Below are 17155 nucleotides of genomic sequence, written 5' to 3'. Positions count from 1 at the left end.
GCTTATCGACAAGTTGGCTCATTCCCTTGTCCTTGAGAGTTTAATGGTTGTCTAAACAAAGTGTCAAATACCAGCATAACATGAGCAGTTATGGGACACGTTTACATATCCATATCGCAGTCTATCGTACTTATGGATAAAGATCGGCGATAGGAGTATCAATAAATGCTATTTTAAAAACCACTATCATAATTATATTAGTTTACACTCGTAAACTAAATTTAGCAAAGTCATTTGATCTTGTGTTTATAAATACTAAGCGCTCATAAATATTAAGTCTTTATAAACCATAAATTAACGTGGCTACGCTACTGACTATTTCTCAGGTTCACACAGTGGAACTTATATAATTTCGATGATGAATGCCAGTGAGTCGCCTGCCATCAGCAACCGCGACCCATTCTGCTCTACCGATGATGTTTATAGGAGATCGCCATATAAGGCAATGACTATATAAATCTAAGCGCTCAAGCTATCCAACGCGCCGCGTAGCTCGTCCATCTTAGCCATGATCTTTTGCTGAGCAGCCGCAACAGCCGTCGCATCGCTCGCATCTATATCAGCAAAATTCTGTACCAACGCACTGCCAACGATGACACCATCCGCATAAGTACCAATCGCTTTTGCAGAAGCCCCATCACGGATACCAAACCCGACACATACTGGAAGGTCTGTCGCGGCTTTAATGGCTTGGACTTGGGTCGCCACGGCAGCTGTATCTAGCGTTGCTGAACCTGTCACGCCTTTCAATGACACATAATAGATATAACCGCCACAATGGGTTAATACTTGCTTACGGCGCTCAGGCAAAGTGGTTGGTGATAGTAAGAAAATCTCATTTATCGAGTTGTCAGTTAAGTGCTGGGTAAAGCTGCCCGCCTCTGCTGGTGGTAAATCAACCATCAAGATACCATCGACGCCAGACTGCTCACACAGCGCAACAAAGTTATCATAACCAATGATTTCAACTGGGTTGAGATAACCCATTAAAATGATTGGCGTTTGCGTATCTGTTTGACGAAACTCAGCGACCATTTTTAAGGCATCACGCGTACTGGTACCTGCGGCTAATGCACGCTCACCTGCTAAGGCAACGACTGGGCCATCAGCCATTGGATCAGAGAATGGTAAGCCCAATTCGATCATATCTGCACCATGCTTCACTAAGTCGTGAAGCAAGCCTACTGTCGTCTCTGGATTGGGATCGCCTGCCATTACATAAGGAATAAGGGCTTTTTTATTTTGTGATTTTAACGTTTTAAAAGTGCTTTCAATTCGGGTCATAGTGTTCTCTTAATTAATTTAAAGTTAATCTTTTATTATTGAGTCGCGTAACACACATAGTCTCTCTACTAATAACCTTACCAGTCGATATTTAGCTGTTCGGTACGGTTATAGAGTATATGAGTTAATAATAACGCTACTTGTATTCTATGAATCTGATAATGATTGTCTAAATTATCGTTTAAAACATAACTTCCAAGCGTTGACTTTAATAGTACAAATTCTGATAACCCATCCCCATCAAGTGAGTCAGGAATAATATTATCCTCGAACCTTTCACTGGTATTAGGCTTGTAGAGTACTGAAATACCACTATCATCTTTTTCAATGTTATAAACAATTTCATCTATATTATCAAAACAAATCACTTTCTCTTTACGGCGACTATTTGAGAGGACTCTTAATTTATCAGAGGTAATAGACAGAATAGGTTCTAAATGCCAATCAATATTTTTTGCCACATATTTACTAGGTAAGTTTTGGCCTTTTTCTTTACGAAATGCTAAGTAATGAGAAAATATGTGCCATAACATGAACATACTACATATAACAAAAATGGATTGAAATTTTAATAAATCATTACTACCTAAGAACTTCTCTGCTAGATACAAAATAAAGCCGATCGCTACCGAGAGCAAAGCTAGTTGCATACTATCAACAAACTTTTCACTTTGAAAAAACTTTAGTTCTTTCTTAGGCAGTAGCGTATTAATGCTCAAGGGCAGGCTAAGTGTTAGCTTATCTGGAAAGCTATTTAGCTCAAATAAATTATGATTCACCGTACCCTCAACATCAGATAACTCTCAAGTTAATAATGGAACTAAAGTAGATTCGAATGATAGGAACTCTAAAATCGTAGTAATCTAAAGCTCAATCCCTTCTGCCTTCATTACTGAATGCAAATCTTTATCACCGCGACCCGACATATTGACAATAATCGTTTGATCAGGTGTCATCGTCTTAGCTAGCTTCAATGCATAAGCGACGGCATGCGCAGATTCGAGCGCAGGGATGATACCTTCTTTGCGCGTCACTTCATGAAAGCCTTCTAACGACTCTTTATCAGTACAGCCCACATATTCAACGCGCTTCATATCTTTTAAGAAGCTGTGCTCAGGGCCAACGCCAGGATAATCAAGACCAGCAGAGATAGAATGCGTCTCTTGAATCTGTCCATCATCATCTGCCATTAGATAAGTACGATTGCCGTGCAATACGCCGATACGACCAGCAGCAAGTGGCGCTGAATGACGACCCGTTTCGATACCGTCGCCCGTCGCTTCGACGCCATACATTTTGACATCAGTATCATTTAAGAAGTCAAAGAACAGACCAATCGCATTTGAGCCACCACCGACACAGGCGACTAGGGCGTCTGGTAATTTGCCAGTCATTTGCAAATGCTGAATGCGCGCTTCTTTACCGATAATCGCTTGGAAATCACGCACGAGTAGAGGATAAGGATGCGGGCCAGCGACCGTACCAATAATGTAATAAGTGCTATCGACATTGGTGACCCAATCACGCATCGCTTCATTCATCGCATCTTTAAGGGTACGTGAGCCAGAAGTGACCGGCACTACTGTCGCACCAAGCAAACGCATACGGTAAACGTTCATCTTTTGGCGTTCGACATCATCGGCACCCATATAGACGATACATTCTAACCCTAAACGTGCGGCAATCGTTGCAGTCGCAACACCATGTTGCCCTGCGCCCGTCTCAGCGATGATACGTTGCTTGCCGCTCATTTTGGCAAGCAAGGCTTGTCCAATGGTATTATTTACCTTATGCGCACCAGTATGGTTAAGGTCTTCACGCTTAAAGTAAATTTGCGCGCCGCCAATCTCATCACTGAGACGCTTAGCATGATAAAGCGGTGTTGGGCGACCGACGTAATTGACCAAATCGTTATGGTACTCTTCCCAAAATGCAGGGTCTTTTTTAACTCTGTTATATAACGCTTCTAGCTCTTCTAGTGCTGCCATCAATGTTTCAGAGACAAAACGACCGCCATGCACACCAAAGTGCCCACGAGCATCGGGATACTGATTGAAGTCTTGCACATCAGTTGGATTGGTAAAGGTATTGACGGCTTGTGCCGTGGCTGATAAATCTTTGTTAGCGACATGACTCATGATAATTCCTACTGTAATAAGTGGTATTTTTTAATATAAATAGTGGAGAACGAAAAAATAAGATTTAAGCAGAAAATCGGAATAACGAGCAAATAAGGATAAAGGTGCTTTATGAATCGCTTAGATGGCGTCAGTGACCGTCACGCTTTGCCATCGATCGCGTTTGACCGCTTTCATAAAGGCGCGCATTTTGGCAGCATCTTTTTTACCTTTAGCTGCCTCGATGCCACCGCTGACATCAACGGCATAAATGGGTAGCGCTGTCGTCGCAGCGACGTTTTGGGCATCAAGACCGCCCGCTAAGACAATCGGTAACGAGCTATTATGTGGGATAAGGCTCCAATCAAAGCGCGCACCTGTACCGCCATATTTATGCTGATGATAGGCATCGAGCAAAATACTACTCGCCCCTGCCGCTGCAAAGCTATCAATACACGCGCTCACGCTAGCAAGGGTGTCTTGCTCCGCATTGATACGTAAGGCTTTTATCCAGCGTTTATTGACCGCGTTTGCCAATTGTTGGCACTGCTCAGGGCTTTCATCACCGTGGAATTGAATGATATCAAATGCGACATTATCCGCCAGTTCAACCAGCGCTTCGTGTGACATATTAACCACCAAGGCGACGACGCTGACAAAGGCAGGAACGGCGGTGCTTAAGGTTTTGGCTTGTTCAATGGTCACAGCACGCGGACTGGGCGGATAGAATACCAAGCCGACCGCATCTACACCCAATTGGGTGGCGGTATGAATATCAGCTACGTCGGTAAACCCGCAAAACTTCACGTGCATGGTGTGACCTTAAAGTACAGCAGCCAGTGATTGGCTGTCATAGCGATTAAGCATAAAATGATGAGGATTTGTTACTCAATGAGTAAATCAATTGCATCCAAAAACTTATCCTAGCATACTTTTATTCATAGTTTTGTTTATGATTGCGATTGATTAATATGAGGATACTTAATGTCTAACACTGCGTCGGCAACTACCAATACCATTGATAACAACGATGACAATAACAATGATAATACCAGCACTAGCCCCGCCCATTATTTGATGTGGTTTCGCCGTGATCTACGCCTACATGACAACACTGCTTTAGCAGCGCTTTGTGAGCGTGCCCATGATAATGACGCATCAGTAAGCGCTGTATTTTTCCTCACGCCTGAGCAATGGCAAACGCACGATATGTCATTGGTTCAACTCGATCATATCGCCCGTACCTTGCCTATATTGGCAAATGACTTGCACAAACAATTAAATATCACCTTGCATGTACAGATTTGCGATAGTTTCTCTGATTGTGCGGATTCATTAAACGCCTTATGTGCAGCCAATAATATTAGCGGCGTCATGGCCAATCATGAATACGAGGGCAATGAGATTGAGCGCGATGCACAAGCGAACAAGCTGCTAGCAAAAAACGACATCGAATTTATACGCTGGCATGATCAATGCATTTTACCACCGAAAAGCATCACCACCAATGACAATAGTATGTATCAGGTATTTACCCCATTTTATAAAAAGTGGCGGCATACTTTAGAAGTTAGCAACATACAAATGCATAAAGCTTTAGCTATCGATAGCAACAAGGCTACTTTGGAAATATCAAAACAGGCCGTCAATACTGTCGACGCGATAGAAGCGTTAAGCCAAAAAGTGGTTGAAGACTACCAACAGTCATTAGCAGATAATACCCAGCTCAGTCATATTGATAGTGAGGCACAGCTTACTAACGCACGTGACGCCTATCCTGCTGGAGAAGTCGCCGCCTGTCACCGCTTAGATCAATTCGTTGCGGATGATATTCATAACTACGATGTGAGCCGCGATGTGCCAAGCTTGCACGCCACTAGCCAGTTGTCAGCGTATCTGACGATTGGGGTCATCAGTCCCAGACTTTGCTACTTGCAAGCCGCTAAAGCACAAGAGAAACTGCATGGTAATGATGGCGACAATGAAGATATTAACCGCTGGATCAGTGAGCTGGCGTGGCGAGACTTTTATCGTCATGTATTAGCGGATAAACCAAAGCTTATTCAGCATCAGGCTTATAAACACGAGACCGATATTAAGATTAATTGGTCATACAATGAGGATGATTTTGATGCGTGGTGTACGGGCAGGACTGGTGTGCCCTTAGTCGATGCCGCGATGCGGTGCTTAAATGCCACGGGGTTTATGCACAATCGCTTGCGCATGGTCACCGCGATGTTTTTGACCAAAGACTTATTGATTGATTGGCGGTGGGGCGAGCGTTATTTTATGCAGCAGCTGATAGACGGCGACTTTGCCTCAAATAATGGCGGGTGGCAATGGAGCGCCTCGACCGGTACGGACTCTGCACCCTACTTCCGTATTATGAATCCCTTTAGCCAAGCCAAAACGCATGACCCTGATGGGGAATTTATAAAGGAATGGTTACTTGAATTAAAGGATATGCCTGCCAGCACCTTGCATAGCGAAGACAAAATACGTAAAGCTATCAACACCGACGATATGTTTGGGAAGGTAGATTACCCCGCACCAATGGTCGAACACAAAGCGGTACGGCAACTGGCGATTGCTGAATTTAAAAAATAATGAAGCACGGCATCATAGGGAGACGAATATTCATAGAATAAGGTCTATTGGCTAAAAAACACGTGACTGACTAACCGCTTCGCTACTTAACTTCCGTCATAGTGCTTTCGGGAACATCAACATTGTGAGTGTTATTTGGCGTCTCTAATGTTTTTATTAGAATGCTATATAAAGCAAATGCTAATAAGGTGAAGCTGATAATTAACAATATCCATGTCGCAAACGGAAGTCTTTCTGTCAGCTTGAGGTTTTTATTCGATTTATCGCGCTTATCATTAGCAGCAGGTTGATTATTGAAAATTGTCATATGCATCACCTCTTATATTATATGAGTTTTCTTATCATCAATATTTATAAGACTGGTATAAATTTTTCTAGGACTTGTCATCATTTAGACGTAGCCTTTGAAAAATCAATTTCAGTAGTACTTTATTCTTTTTTTAGAATAAATTCATTATATACCACTATGATAGCGTGGTTATCGATAATTTTAAACTAAAAATATTAGGGCGTGTCCTCAATCTGAATGGAAACAACTAAGTGGGCTACAAATGAAGAGATGCCTTGACTAGAGCCCTCAATAAGCATTTAGGTCTCAAAATCTACGACGTACTTACTGGCAATTGACACGCGCCTGCCCCTTGAGTGGTAACCGTCACAATTGCACCTGTCAACGCAAACAGTTGCTGCAACTGCGTTTGGGCGTTCTGTAGTGCCATATTCATGACATCACCACGGCAGGCACGCTCTAACACTTCTTTTTTTGCCATGCTTTGAGCTTGGTCAAATATTTTAGGATCAACTTGCATCATGCCAAAAGCCCCTGTCTGCCAATCATAAATCTCGATATCATCCAAATAGACTGAAAATATCTCTGAAGGTGGCAAAGTAATATTAATCTGCGGCATTATAGAAGCTGGAGTAGCTGATGTATTATTATCGCCTTCCTGCGCTTCCTCTAGTGTGGCATTAATTTGTGCTGTAGTAGGTGGTATCACTTGCACCATTCCAGGCGTCAATGCACTCAGATCAATCCCTGCCTCTACGCGACCACGGGCGATAAACAAGCCCTTTTGCTCATCTTGCCATAACTTCATCCAGCTCCCTGGACGCTGGCTTGTGATGACAGTATCTACGCTAAAGGCGACCGTTTGTAGGCGATTGAGCTGCTGAATCTTCGTGACCACACCCTCACGAGTGATGGTCTCTATCGGCGCTTCTTCAGTTATATTTTGCGCAGTATAAATAGCAAAAACGATAGCGACCAACCCAATAAGTAACACCAGCCACGACATCAAAGCAATGGGTTTTTTCGCTTGTGTGTTAGTCGAACGGTTATCAACAGGAGAGCGATTATCAGGACGGTTCATATAAGCACCTTTAAAGTTTCATCGTTTATTTTTATAACTACACACAGTTAGGACTACACATTTAGGACTACACATTTAGGACTATACATTTAGGACTATACAAAAGATCACGTCCTAAATGATAAATGCTATTTTTGAGCAACGACTTCAAGTAATAACTACCAATCCTCTACATAATTTTTAATGAATACCTCTATGTAAAGCACGATATCTTTCCGCACATTTCCACACAAATGCCTTTAAAATCAGTAAATCATCGGGTTACTGTGGTGATATTTACCTGTTTACGTCACGTTCGGCCTGAAAAAACAAAAAGTCATTGCGTCTTAGGCAAACTTTACCTAACATAGTCAGATTGCATGAACAAAAATGTCAGCATATATTTATTTTTCGGGCTTCTAACCTGAAAATTGGTGTTTGAATAGCCCGATATATTGATGCATAAATTAAAAACTTCCCCTGCTGTATGCAGGAAGTAGTTACTGAAGTATTTTTTGTGAAATCATCCTTTAGCTAGGCGATGTCCTAGCCTATTACCAAGTAATAAAGGTAAGCTTGCGGCGGTTCTGAAACTCTCAGCCACACGCTCAACATCCTACTATTTCTTATTTTTTTTATCGTTGATAAGGTTACGCTTTATTTATGAAAGCCAGTCAATTTTTGTTTGCCACTCTAAAAGAAACCCCTAGTGATGCTGATATCGCCTCTAGCCAGTTGATGGTGCGCGCCGGTCTTATTCGCAAAATCGCTTCTGGACTGTATATTTGGTTGCCCATGGGGCTGCGCATCTTACAAAAAGTCGAACGTATTGTTCGTGAAGAGATGCAAAATGTCGGTGCACAAGAAGTGCTCATGCCAATGACTCAGCCAGCAGAACTCTGGCAAACGACCGGACGTTTTGATGATTACGGTCTTGAGCTGTTGCGCTTTAAAGACCGCCATGATCGCGATTTTGTGCTTGGTCCAACCCATGAAGAAGTCATCACCAATCTTGCTCAGGGCGAGCTACGTAGTTATAAACAGCTACCGATTACCTTCTTTCAGATTCAAGGTAAATTTCGTGATGAGATTCGTCCACGTTTTGGCGTGATGCGTGCGCGTGAGTTCACCATGAAAGATGCTTATTCATTTCATGTTGATCAGGCCTCACTGGCTAAAACTTATCATGATATGTATGACGCTTATACGCGTATCTTTACCCGCTTGGGCTTAGATTTCCGTGCAGTACAAGCGGACACAGGCTCTATCGGTGGTTTTGCCTCGCATGAATTCCATGTCTTGGCAGACAGTGGCGAAGATGATATTGCATTCTCAGACTCATCTGACTATGCAGCCAACGTTGAACTAGCAGAATCTGTCAGCACTGCTGAGCGTCAGCCGCCTAAGATGGCACGTGAAGACGTCTTAACCGAAGATATGACCAGCTGTAAAATGGTTGCAGAACACTTAGACATCCCATTATCAACCACGGTTAAAACCTTAATCGTCCATGGTCATACCGAAGACGATGAGCCACAGCTGATTGCGATTGTGCTGCGCGGTGATCATCAATTAAACACCATCAAAGCAGAAAAAATCGAAGAAGCCAACGTGCCGTTGACGCTAGCTTCTGATGAAGAACTGAAAGCAGCTGGTCTGCATAAAGGTTATATCGGTGTTGACTTAGATATGCCTGTGTTTGTCGATCGCTCGGCAGCAGCCTTATCAGACTTTGTCACTGGTGCGAATGAAGTTAACAAGCACACTATTGGCATGAACTGGGCAAGAGATACCCGTCTCACCCGCATCGTCGATGTTCGAAATGTGCAAGAGGGCGATCCTTCTCCTGACGGTAAAGGTAGCCTAAAAATCAAACGCGGTATCGAAGTGGGTCATATCTTCCAACTGGGTGATAAGTATTCACAAGCGATGAACTGTAAGGTTTCAGGTGAAGATGGCAAGCCAGTTACCCTAATGATGGGTTGCTATGGTATTGGTGTTAGTCGCATCATCGCCGCTGCAATCGAACAGAACAACGATGAAAACGGTATCATGTGGCCAAAAACGCCGACTGTTTCTGACTCGATTGCACCGTTCGAAGTGGCTATCATACCGATGAAGTCGAAAGAAGAGACCGTCATGCAAACCGCTACTGCGCTGTATGAAGAGCTAAAGTCTCAAGGTGTCAATGTGTTGCTCGACGATCGTAACGAGCGTCCAGGCGTTAAGTTTGCTGATCTTGAATTGATTGGTATTCCGCATCGTATCGTGGTCTCTGACCGCAATCTTGCTGAAGACAAATACGAGTACGTCAATCGCCGTGAAACAGAAAAGCAAATGCTTAGCCGTGAAGAAGTCATAGCAAAAGTAAGCGGCAAATAGTCTGATTAGCACAGACTGTGCCATAAAAAGCGCCTATCTCGATTAATGAGATAGGCGCTTTTTTTACTTATAAAAAAATGAAAATTGTTATTTGATATTATATTTTTTAGCAATCGCCTTACTACGTTTCTGACTCTCATTAGCAGTACAGACATTAGCGTAAATCTGGGCGTACACCACAGAATTATTCATTGGACCTTCGTATTCAAAGTCACACTTATCATTACGATCCTTTAACCATATACGCTGCTCTTTATCCAACTGCTCTTTTTGTGTCGTATTCAAAGTACGATAAGCACTCATATAAACTTTATTAAGACGATTTTTTTCGACTATAATCGCATCGTTACCACAATCATAAGCCACTTCCATATAAGCGTCTTCACAGTTATATTGATTTTCGATAAACTCCGCTTGTGCCGATTGCATGAGAGAAACAGACAAAGCAGCTACTGCTAGCGCCGTCAAAAAACCAGTTGCATCTTTCATCTCGACCTCCCAAGCAAAGCAAAATAACATTTGCCTATATAAGTATATAAACGGATTTGATGAATATTAGCAAGCACTCTTAGTCTACTGACGAATTAAGCGGCTTGGCTTCGGCAATAAGCTTATATCACTCACGCGACAAGGGTTGATATCGATACCGCCTCGGCGCGTATACCACGCACGAACCATCAGCTCGCTTGGCTCATAGTACTGACTCAAATCAGCGAATATTTGCTCCACACACTGTTCATGAAAGCCATTGTGCTGACGGAAACTTAAAATATAACGCAGCATTGCAGCTTCGTCGAATGTCTTATCACTGATAATCGAAACCGCAAGCGTGCCCCAATCGGGCTGATTGGTCACCGGACAATTACTACGCAATAGATTTGAATAAAAATTATAATGCTGAGTGCTGTCTATCTCAAAATTAGCATGCGCTTTGGCCTCACTCAATAACGATGCATCAGGATGCTCGCATAATGCGATTTTATCATTGCTACCTGCTAAGGCATCATCGATACAGACACCCTCAGGCTGAGCAATCAATAAGCCTGTTGCTTTATCATTCAGGTCATCATTTAGACCAAACAACTCAACTTGTACGTCTGCTTGCACGCAGGCGGATAAATCTTTGGCAATCAGCGTCTGCACTTCTACCCAATTAGTAAATTCAGTAAAGTTGATACTGTTTAGATATAGCTTGAGTGATTTTGACTCGACGATAAATGGAGAACTAGCGGGTATACTAAAGCGCGCGATGGCAACCTGTGAAATACCTTGCTGGTTAAGCCAAGACATCTCGAATGCCTGCCACCAATCGACGCCAACCATCAACTTATCGTCTTGCCAGCCAATAGCAGCGCGCCCCATACTGCGGGCAATAGGATACAAGGTTTCTGGACTATACTCAGTTGGATAGTCGGTGGTTTGCTCACCCAAGATGCCGTGAATACTCATCTGTCTTCCTAATATTGAACAGTTAAAAATTGATTCTAAAAATACTAATCAGACAGTGCATGCGCTGTCTTTTAAATCATAGACATCATAAGTTAAATCATAGACATTATAAACGCACACGCGAACCATCACTGAGCAGACGATACGAGATGATATAAAACACCACACAGAATACAAAAATCGCTGCCATTGAATACCAGACATTGACATCAGAATACCCTAAAATCCCGTAGCGAAACGAGTTTACCATATAGACAATGGGATTGAGTAAGGAGACAGTTTGCCAAAATGTTGATAACCCTTCCATTGAGTAAAATACCCCACCCAAAAAAGTTAAAGGGGTTAATACAAAGCTTGGAATAATAGAAATATCATCAAATGAGCGAGCAAAGACGGCGTTAATAAAGCCGCCAAGCGAAAAGAGTATCGAAGTGCCAAGCACAGTAAATACCGTCACAAATAAATGCTCAATGCCAAGATCTGTAAAAAATAGCGCGACGATGGAGACGATAATAGCGATGGCCAAGCCGCGGAAGATACCACCGCTGACATAACCCATCAAGATAGCGTGCTTAGAGACAGGAGAAACCAACAGCTCCTCAATACTCGAAGTAAACTTGGCGCTAAAAAAGCTGGAGACCACATTAGAGTAACTATTGGTAATCACCGCCATCATAATAAGACCAGGAACGATGAATTGCATATAAGGCACACCGCCCATCTCACCCACTCTATCGCCTATCATCCTACCGAAGATAACGAAGTATAGCGTCATAGTAATTACGGGTGGCAATAAAGTCTGTGGCCAAATACGTAAAATACGGCGCACTTCTTTTAGCAAAATCGTCTGAAAAGCAATCCATTTTTTGGACCATGACATGCTGTCACTAGGGTCTACTACTATTTTCTGATTCATAGTCCTGACTCCTTCATACTGTCTCCATTCTGGATATTTTTGTCGACAAGGCGCATAAACAACTCTTCTAACCGATTGGATTTATTACGCATACTAGCAATCGTAATACCTTGCTCAGACAATTGCGCAAACACGCCATTCAATGACTCACCTTCTGTTAAGGTCACTTCAAGCGTAAAATCGTCTGGCTGCGTCACTTCGGTGACACCTGTTAATTGTAACGGATGCTCAAGCGGAGTAGAAATATCAAAGACAAAGGTCTCAACCGATAACTGCGCGAGCAAATCCTTCATATCCGTATTAATTCGAATCTCACCATGGTCTAAAATAGCGATACGCTTACAGAGCTGCTCTGCCTCTTCAAGATAATGAGTGGTCAGAATAATCGTGGTGTTCTCTTCGATATTAATCTGCTGCATAAACTCCCACATAGAACGGCGCAGCTCAATATCTACCCCTGCGGTTGGTTCATCGAGAATCAATAGTTTAGGCTTGTGGATCAACGCTCGGGCAATCATCAAACGACGTTTCATACCACCTGACAGCTCGCGTGACATACTGTCGCGCTTGTCCCATAAACCAAGGGCGGTCAATAGTCTCTCGGCCCGAGGTTTTGCTTCTTTGGCAGAAATACCAAAATAGCCTGCTTGTGTAATCAGAATATCTTCGACTTTTTCGAACATATTAAAGTTAAACTCTTGCGGTACTACGCCAAGATACTGCTTAGCAACCGAAGGGTTCTCTAACAAGTCATTGCCAAAAATATGCACACTGCCTGTTGTGGGCTTAAAAAGTGAGCTGATGATGCCAATCATTGTTGATTTACCCGCCCCGTTGGGACCAAGTAACGCAAAGAATCCACCTTGTGGTACTGTGAGATCTACTCCCTTCAATGCCGAAAAGCCATTGTCATAAGTCTTGGATAAATTTTTTATCGTAAGCGCTGGTGCCTCAGACATGCAAACCTCTTTATTTGTTATAAATTTATGTGGAAATTGACTATTAAAATACTAGGGCGTGGCATCATTTAGATCGTGCGGCTTAAAATGAGAAATACTGCTGCTAAATAAGAAGGAAATCGCCGTAGATATGAATATATTGACAACATTTCTGACAGTGTTTAACAGGCTTTAGTTATTTTAAGACCAGCAAATGTATAAATACGCTAATTGATGACAGGCCCTAATATTTGGAAGAGACAATCTAATGTCTTAAGGTGAGGCTATTAGCAACGAATTTCAACTGTGTTCTATTAGAAGCACCATATTAATAATACTCATCATTAAAAAAGCGCCTACCTCATTAAATGAAATAAGCGCTTAGTCAATGCGTATCTTAAAAGCTTAGTAAGCTATTCATCACGGTCAGTAATGGCTGAGCAATAATTAGCTGGCTTCACCAACCATATAATCTACCGCATTTTGAACTTCTTCATCAGGGATATCCGCACCACCTTTAGCAGGCATCGCGTTGAAGCCATTGATCGCATGGGTGTATAGAGTATCTTTACCTTTTGCTATACGTGGTCCCCAAGCCCCTGTATCCCCTAACATAGGTGAACCAAGCAAACCTGAAGCATGACAAGTCTGACACACGGCATTGTATACTGCTTTGCCATCGCGAGGGCCATCACCTGCCGAAGGACCTGATGAGCGTGCCGTTACATCACAAACCTCATCGTCTTCGAAACATACTGTAGCGACAGGCTGAATACGAGCAATCAAGTTAGGATACAAAGCAATGAGCTTTTGTACTTGCGGCGTATCTTGTGGAATGGGTTCTTCATCCGCCGCTGCTGCTACTTCTTCCGTTGCCGCAGCGTCATCTGTAGTACCGTCTGCTTGCCCGCTCGCATCGACCGCAGCAGTGTCATCTGTAGTATCGGCGGCAGCTTGGGTATCATCACCTAACTGTTGTGGCGCGTTTTCGACCACATCTTGCGCTTCTGCTACATCAGAGACAGTTACAGGTGTGCCTGCAACATCTTCCGCTTGGCTCACCGCGATACTAGCAATTCCTAGAATGGCAGCTGCCGATAACATCACTACTTTTCTCATTCGTCACGTTCTCTTATTACAGATACAAGGGCTCGCATGATTTGGACATTCTGTTTATCCTCCTTCGACGACAAACATTTCGTCATCAATAGCAAACAGCCATCCCGTCAGCGCGCGCACTTGTAATCGGTGATTATAAATATGAATTTTCCCTGACATTATAAGGGAAAAGACGGGCAAATTGCCATGCTTGTTTACTGACTATCCTGTTTTTTCTTAAAAAACGTCAATAGCGGGCTTCGCTCATTGGCTTTCTGGCTTTTATTTGTTAGACTAGGCGGTCTTTATTTTTCGACAGACTGCCCTGCCAAGAATACTCAATTAAACGCAGTATTGAGCAACCTAGCAGTCAACTCGTATTATGCGCTCGTAGCTCAGTTGGATAGAGTATCGGTCTCCGAAGCCGAGGGTCGTGGGTTCGATTCCCGCCGAGCGCACCAATAATCTGCATTATCCTCGTCAATTTCTGTCATTACATCATAGAACGTACTTTCTGGTTCAAGCCTTGCCATCTCTGCTATCTTGAATATTTCATAAGGTGATGGCTTCGTTTTACCGTTCTTCCAGTCTGCGAATCTGCTAGGTGAAGTACCTAGTTTTTTAGCCATGTCTTTTTGAGTTCTTTCAAAATATTTTGCCCTTGCAATTAGCATTTCTAGTTTCATGTCATTCTCTCCGCTTGCAAAATTTGAATAAGTGGTATAAATTTGATTAATCGTTCTTTATCACAGATAACGACAATTCAATATTACACTATTCGGGAGTGTTTTTTATGTATGAGTATCTTAGCAAGTCACAGCATTACTTCTTTTTACGCCCTATTTATAAGAAAAATAACAATACCGCTTGCCCCTGTCCTCCCGAAACCTCTACCAATGCCGTCTTAGATGCCATTGGTGAGTTGGACGGGGGCATTCATTATGCCAATAGTAAAGGGGTCAAAAGATGAATTATCAATCGTTTTTAGAAATGAACGTTTTGATTTCAGACCCTTTGCTTCTTGAGATAAATCAAAACAAATTTACGCTGATCCTATTCCTTATATTTACGGCTATCTTATTTTATGTGGTTGCAAATGCGCTGGTTCGACTTAGTGCCTTATTCTGGTCAACAGCAACTACCAATGAAGCCAACACAGCAAAAGGAGTTCAATAGAGATGGGTCAAGCAATTAACGAAAATTCGATAGACGATTTCACACAAGAGGAATTGCAGATTATTGTTGATGCCTTTTTTAACTATGAAATAGCATTGCAACAACAGGAAGTACAGCAGATAAGCATCAAACCAGTTCAGAAAATCTTTATTGATTATGTGAATGATGTTCATAAATTACAAAAGAAAGTAGCAGGTTTCATAAATAGCTAAGCAAAATTTAATAATTAGGCCTTTTTTATAAGGTCGAATTATTAAGGTTAGATAACAGGCTTTATCGTTATTTAACCTTAATGATTGACCCAAAGACGACAAACAATGTCGCTAAGCAATCAAATCTTACAGAGTCTTTACTTAGGCTAAAAGGTGAACAGGTATGGCAATGCACAATTACATGACGGATAGAGAGCATAACCAAGCTGCCTTAGATATTGCCGCTCGTATGGTCTTTGACCGTGCTAGTAATATTTTACGTGATGGCAATCCAGTGCATGACGAATGCAAGGCCTTACAAGTTTTATCTTATACCGCCATTTTTGCAAGCTATAGCAATACAACAATCAATACCTTTTATGATTTAGTCAACGAAGAAAATGACAAAAACGATGACCAAGATGGGTGGAGAAAATAATGCGCCAGAATGATTACCCCACACTAACGCCCAATGAATTCGCTGATAGCTCGATTTCGAAAGTTGATACCCTCATCAATAACATGAGGGTAACTCAGGGCGACAACCCCGACTTACGTGCCAAATTTGCCTTACGCTTAATGCAAAGGAAACAAAACGCAATTTCTACCACGGACACAATAGTTCTAACAGGTAAAAATAATAAACCAGTTCTTAAATCTGTACCAGTGCCGTGCAATGGTCAAGAATTCTTCATTGATTGGCTATCTATAACTGCTGATATCGCATCAGTCGAAGAAAAGTACCGTAGGACAGATGAAGATGATGAACAGTACATGTCTCTTTGTCAGTCGGCGGCTCTAGATATAAGCGTATTAATCACTAGAATGTTTGGCAAACGTTTCGCAATAACAAAACAAAATCAAACAGGTCGCAACTTCTTTAAGTACAGCTTTGTGATTGGCGAAAACTACGGTTTGCTTTGCATTGGTGGACAGCGTGGTAAGTTTCAAATAATGATTAACGGTACAGGTTGTGCATTAGCGCCTGACGGTTGGCAGCAGTACGTTTATGAGTGGCTAACAAAGTACGCCATAGAGCCAAAGATAACCCGTGTTGATTTAGCTCATGATGACTTAGAAGGCAATTACTTAGACGTTGAATCTATAGACGAACTTGAAACGAATGGTGGTTTCCATTGTGGTGGCGCAAAGCCCACGGTTAGTCACTTAGGCAACTGGAAGTATCAAGACCCAAACAATAAAGGACGCACGTTAAATATTGGCAATAGAGCAAGTGGTAAATTTTGCAGATTTTACGAAAAAGGTAAAAAGGAAGGAGATAAAGACAGTGCATGGGTTCGCTGTGAGGTTGAATATAAAGGCGTTGACCGTGTTATACCGTTTGACGTACTGCTCAACCCCTCCACCTATGCAATGGGGTCGTATCCTTGCTTTGAAGGTCTTTTCATGTATGAAACGTCCTGCCGAATCGCTACCAATCGCCTAACATCGAAAGTACAAATAAATCATGCCTTTGACTGGATCAAGAACCAGACAGGGAAATACATGACTTTTTTTAGAACGTTCCTATCAGATACCGAGATTATCGAGCTGATAAAAAATGATGATGCTAAGGCAATACCCGATAGGCTTCATCTTCCCCACGCTTGGTTTTTACAACAGGCTCTCATGGCTGCATAAAAAAGAG

General features: G+C 42.3%; 18 protein-coding genes, 1 tRNA gene and 1 pseudogene. 8 read left to right on the top strand and 12 right to left on the bottom strand.

Features of this window, described 5'->3' with window-relative positions:
* Positions 1-459: 459 nt before the first annotated feature.
* From trpA to ACMFL8_RS03035, 4 genes are all read right to left on the bottom strand, one after another.
* Positions 460-1284, bottom strand: a complete 825-nt coding sequence (trpA, locus tag ACMFL8_RS03050; protein WP_413190053.1) for a tryptophan synthase subunit alpha — start codon at positions 1282-1284, stop codon at positions 460-462.
* Between the two features lie 77 nt (positions 1285-1361).
* Positions 1362-2063: a hypothetical protein gene (locus ACMFL8_RS03045; RefSeq protein ID WP_189586233.1), complete on the bottom strand. Its 702-nt coding sequence runs from the start codon at positions 2061-2063 to the stop codon at positions 1362-1364.
* Positions 2064-2147: 84 nt separating this feature from the next.
* Positions 2148-3350: a tryptophan synthase subunit beta gene (gene trpB, locus ACMFL8_RS03040; protein WP_189586380.1), complete on the bottom strand. Its 1203-nt coding sequence runs from the start codon at positions 3348-3350 to the stop codon at positions 2148-2150.
* A gap of 192 nt (positions 3351-3542) precedes the next feature.
* On the bottom strand, positions 3543-4214 hold the full coding sequence (locus tag ACMFL8_RS03035; RefSeq protein ID WP_194621038.1) for a phosphoribosylanthranilate isomerase: 672 nt from the start codon (positions 4212-4214) through the stop codon (positions 3543-3545).
* Positions 4215-4385: 171 nt separating this feature from the next.
* Here ACMFL8_RS03035 and ACMFL8_RS03030 point away from each other — a divergent pair, with 171 nt between their 5' ends.
* On the top strand, positions 4386-6008 hold the full coding sequence (locus ACMFL8_RS03030; RefSeq protein WP_413190052.1) for a cryptochrome/photolyase family protein: 1623 nt from the start codon (positions 4386-4388) through the stop codon (positions 6006-6008).
* A gap of 82 nt (positions 6009-6090) precedes the next feature.
* Here ACMFL8_RS03030 and ACMFL8_RS03025 read toward each other — a convergent pair whose 3' ends face one another.
* Positions 6091-6315: a hypothetical protein gene (locus ACMFL8_RS03025; RefSeq protein ID WP_194621040.1), complete on the bottom strand. Its 225-nt coding sequence runs from the start codon at positions 6313-6315 to the stop codon at positions 6091-6093.
* Positions 6316-6610: 295 nt separating this feature from the next.
* The gene (locus ACMFL8_RS03020; RefSeq protein WP_194621041.1) at positions 6611-7378 is read right to left on the bottom strand and encodes a DUF4230 domain-containing protein; all 768 of its coding nucleotides are present in this window, start codon (positions 7376-7378) and stop codon (positions 6611-6613) included.
* 642 nt (positions 7379-8020) lie between these two features.
* Here ACMFL8_RS03020 and ACMFL8_RS03015 point away from each other — a divergent pair.
* Positions 8021-9739: a proline--tRNA ligase gene (locus ACMFL8_RS03015; protein ID WP_194621042.1), complete on the top strand. Its 1719-nt coding sequence runs from the start codon at positions 8021-8023 to the stop codon at positions 9737-9739.
* Positions 9740-9826: 87 nt separating this feature from the next.
* Here ACMFL8_RS03015 and ACMFL8_RS03010 read toward each other — a convergent pair whose 3' ends face one another.
* From ACMFL8_RS03010 to ACMFL8_RS02990, 5 genes are all read right to left on the bottom strand, one after another.
* Positions 9827-10228 (bottom strand): lysozyme inhibitor LprI family protein, encoded by a 402-nt coding sequence (locus ACMFL8_RS03010; protein WP_194621043.1) that lies wholly within the window; start codon positions 10226-10228, stop codon positions 9827-9829.
* A gap of 84 nt (positions 10229-10312) precedes the next feature.
* The gene (queF, locus tag ACMFL8_RS03005; RefSeq protein WP_194621044.1) at positions 10313-11188 is read right to left on the bottom strand and encodes an NADPH-dependent 7-cyano-7-deazaguanine reductase QueF; all 876 of its coding nucleotides are present in this window, start codon (positions 11186-11188) and stop codon (positions 10313-10315) included.
* 106 nt (positions 11189-11294) lie between these two features.
* Entirely contained in the window at positions 11295-12068 is a 774-nt protein-coding gene (locus tag ACMFL8_RS03000) for an ABC transporter permease (protein ID WP_189586377.1), read from the bottom strand.
* A gap of 32 nt (positions 12069-12100) precedes the next feature.
* Entirely contained in the window at positions 12101-13063 is a 963-nt protein-coding gene (locus ACMFL8_RS02995; protein ID WP_189586204.1) for an ABC transporter ATP-binding protein, read from the bottom strand.
* A 426-nt stretch (positions 13064-13489) separates the two neighbouring features.
* Complete coding sequence (locus ACMFL8_RS02990) at positions 13490-14146, bottom strand: c-type cytochrome (RefSeq protein ID WP_413191361.1); 657 nt, start codon at positions 14144-14146, stop codon at positions 13490-13492.
* 378 nt (positions 14147-14524) lie between these two features.
* Between ACMFL8_RS02990 and ACMFL8_RS02985 the strand changes: the two genes are divergently transcribed.
* Positions 14525-14601: transfer RNA gene (locus ACMFL8_RS02985), tRNA-Arg, on the top strand.
* Between the two features lie 84 nt (positions 14602-14685).
* Here ACMFL8_RS02985 and ACMFL8_RS02980 read toward each other — a convergent pair.
* Positions 14686-14769: pseudogene (locus tag ACMFL8_RS02980) on the bottom strand (helix-turn-helix domain-containing protein); the annotation flags it as partial.
* Between the two features lie 164 nt (positions 14770-14933).
* Between ACMFL8_RS02980 and ACMFL8_RS02975 the strand changes: the two are divergent.
* From ACMFL8_RS02975 to ACMFL8_RS02955, 5 genes are all read left to right on the top strand, one after another.
* Positions 14934-15110: a hypothetical protein gene (locus tag ACMFL8_RS02975; RefSeq protein WP_413190051.1), complete on the top strand. Its 177-nt coding sequence runs from the start codon at positions 14934-14936 to the stop codon at positions 15108-15110.
* Entirely contained in the window at positions 15107-15316 is a 210-nt protein-coding gene (locus ACMFL8_RS02970; protein WP_413190050.1) for a hypothetical protein, read from the top strand. The genes ACMFL8_RS02975 and ACMFL8_RS02970 overlap by 4 nt, the downstream gene beginning before the upstream one ends.
* Positions 15317-15318: 2 nt before the next feature.
* On the top strand, positions 15319-15528 hold the full coding sequence (locus ACMFL8_RS02965; RefSeq protein WP_413190049.1) for a hypothetical protein: 210 nt from the start codon (positions 15319-15321) through the stop codon (positions 15526-15528).
* A 163-nt stretch (positions 15529-15691) separates the two neighbouring features.
* Positions 15692-15946: a hypothetical protein gene (locus ACMFL8_RS02960; protein ID WP_413190048.1), complete on the top strand. Its 255-nt coding sequence runs from the start codon at positions 15692-15694 to the stop codon at positions 15944-15946.
* Positions 15946-17148, top strand: coding sequence for a replication initiation factor domain-containing protein (locus ACMFL8_RS02955; RefSeq protein ID WP_413190047.1), 1203 nt, complete (start codon positions 15946-15948; stop codon positions 17146-17148). Before ACMFL8_RS02960 ends, ACMFL8_RS02955 begins: the two co-directional genes overlap by 1 nt.
* The last annotated feature ends 7 nt before the right edge of the window (positions 17149-17155 follow it).

It is taken from the genome of Psychrobacter sp. AT9, from assembly GCF_047272965.1.
Taxonomy (GTDB): Bacteria; Pseudomonadota; Gammaproteobacteria; order Pseudomonadales; family Moraxellaceae; genus Psychrobacter; species Psychrobacter glaciei.
Note: the sequence above shows the minus strand (reverse complement) of the source record. Positions and strands in the feature narration are given on the sequence as shown.

What these genes read in the sequence shown, in the direction of transcription:
- trpA (WP_413190053.1), bottom strand. Translation starts at nt 1,284, where the DNA reads ATGACCCGAATTGAAAGCACTTTTAAAACGTTAAAATCACAAAATAAA.
- ACMFL8_RS03035 (WP_194621038.1), bottom strand. Translation starts at nt 4,214, where the DNA reads ATGCACGTGAAGTTTTGCGGGTTTACCGACGTAGCTGATATTCATACC.
- ACMFL8_RS03030 (WP_413190052.1), top strand. Translation starts at nt 4,386, where the DNA reads ATGTCTAACACTGCGTCGGCAACTACCAATACCATTGATAACAACGAT.
- ACMFL8_RS03025 (WP_194621040.1), bottom strand. Translation starts at nt 6,315, where the DNA reads ATGACAATTTTCAATAATCAACCTGCTGCTAATGATAAGCGCGATAAA.
- ACMFL8_RS03020 (WP_194621041.1), bottom strand. Translation starts at nt 7,378, where the DNA reads ATGAACCGTCCTGATAATCGCTCTCCTGTTGATAACCGTTCGACTAAC.
- ACMFL8_RS03015 (WP_194621042.1), top strand. Translation starts at nt 8,021, where the DNA reads ATGAAAGCCAGTCAATTTTTGTTTGCCACTCTAAAAGAAACCCCTAGT.
- ACMFL8_RS03010 (WP_194621043.1), bottom strand. Translation starts at nt 10,228, where the DNA reads ATGAAAGATGCAACTGGTTTTTTGACGGCGCTAGCAGTAGCTGCTTTG.
- queF (WP_194621044.1), bottom strand. Translation starts at nt 11,188, where the DNA reads ATGAGTATTCACGGCATCTTGGGTGAGCAAACCACCGACTATCCAACT.
- ACMFL8_RS03000 (WP_189586377.1), bottom strand. Translation starts at nt 12,068, where the DNA reads ATGTCATGGTCCAAAAAATGGATTGCTTTTCAGACGATTTTGCTAAAA.
- ACMFL8_RS02995 (WP_189586204.1), bottom strand. Translation starts at nt 13,063, where the DNA reads ATGTCTGAGGCACCAGCGCTTACGATAAAAAATTTATCCAAGACTTAT.
- ACMFL8_RS02990 (WP_413191361.1), bottom strand. Translation starts at nt 14,146, where the DNA reads ATGTTATCGGCAGCTGCCATTCTAGGAATTGCTAGTATCGCGGTGAGC.
- ACMFL8_RS02975 (WP_413190051.1), top strand. Translation starts at nt 14,934, where the DNA reads ATGTATGAGTATCTTAGCAAGTCACAGCATTACTTCTTTTTACGCCCT.
- ACMFL8_RS02970 (WP_413190050.1), top strand. Translation starts at nt 15,107, where the DNA reads ATGAATTATCAATCGTTTTTAGAAATGAACGTTTTGATTTCAGACCCT.
- ACMFL8_RS02965 (WP_413190049.1), top strand. Translation starts at nt 15,319, where the DNA reads ATGGGTCAAGCAATTAACGAAAATTCGATAGACGATTTCACACAAGAG.
- ACMFL8_RS02960 (WP_413190048.1), top strand. Translation starts at nt 15,692, where the DNA reads ATGGCAATGCACAATTACATGACGGATAGAGAGCATAACCAAGCTGCC.
- ACMFL8_RS02955 (WP_413190047.1), top strand. Translation starts at nt 15,946, where the DNA reads ATGCGCCAGAATGATTACCCCACACTAACGCCCAATGAATTCGCTGAT.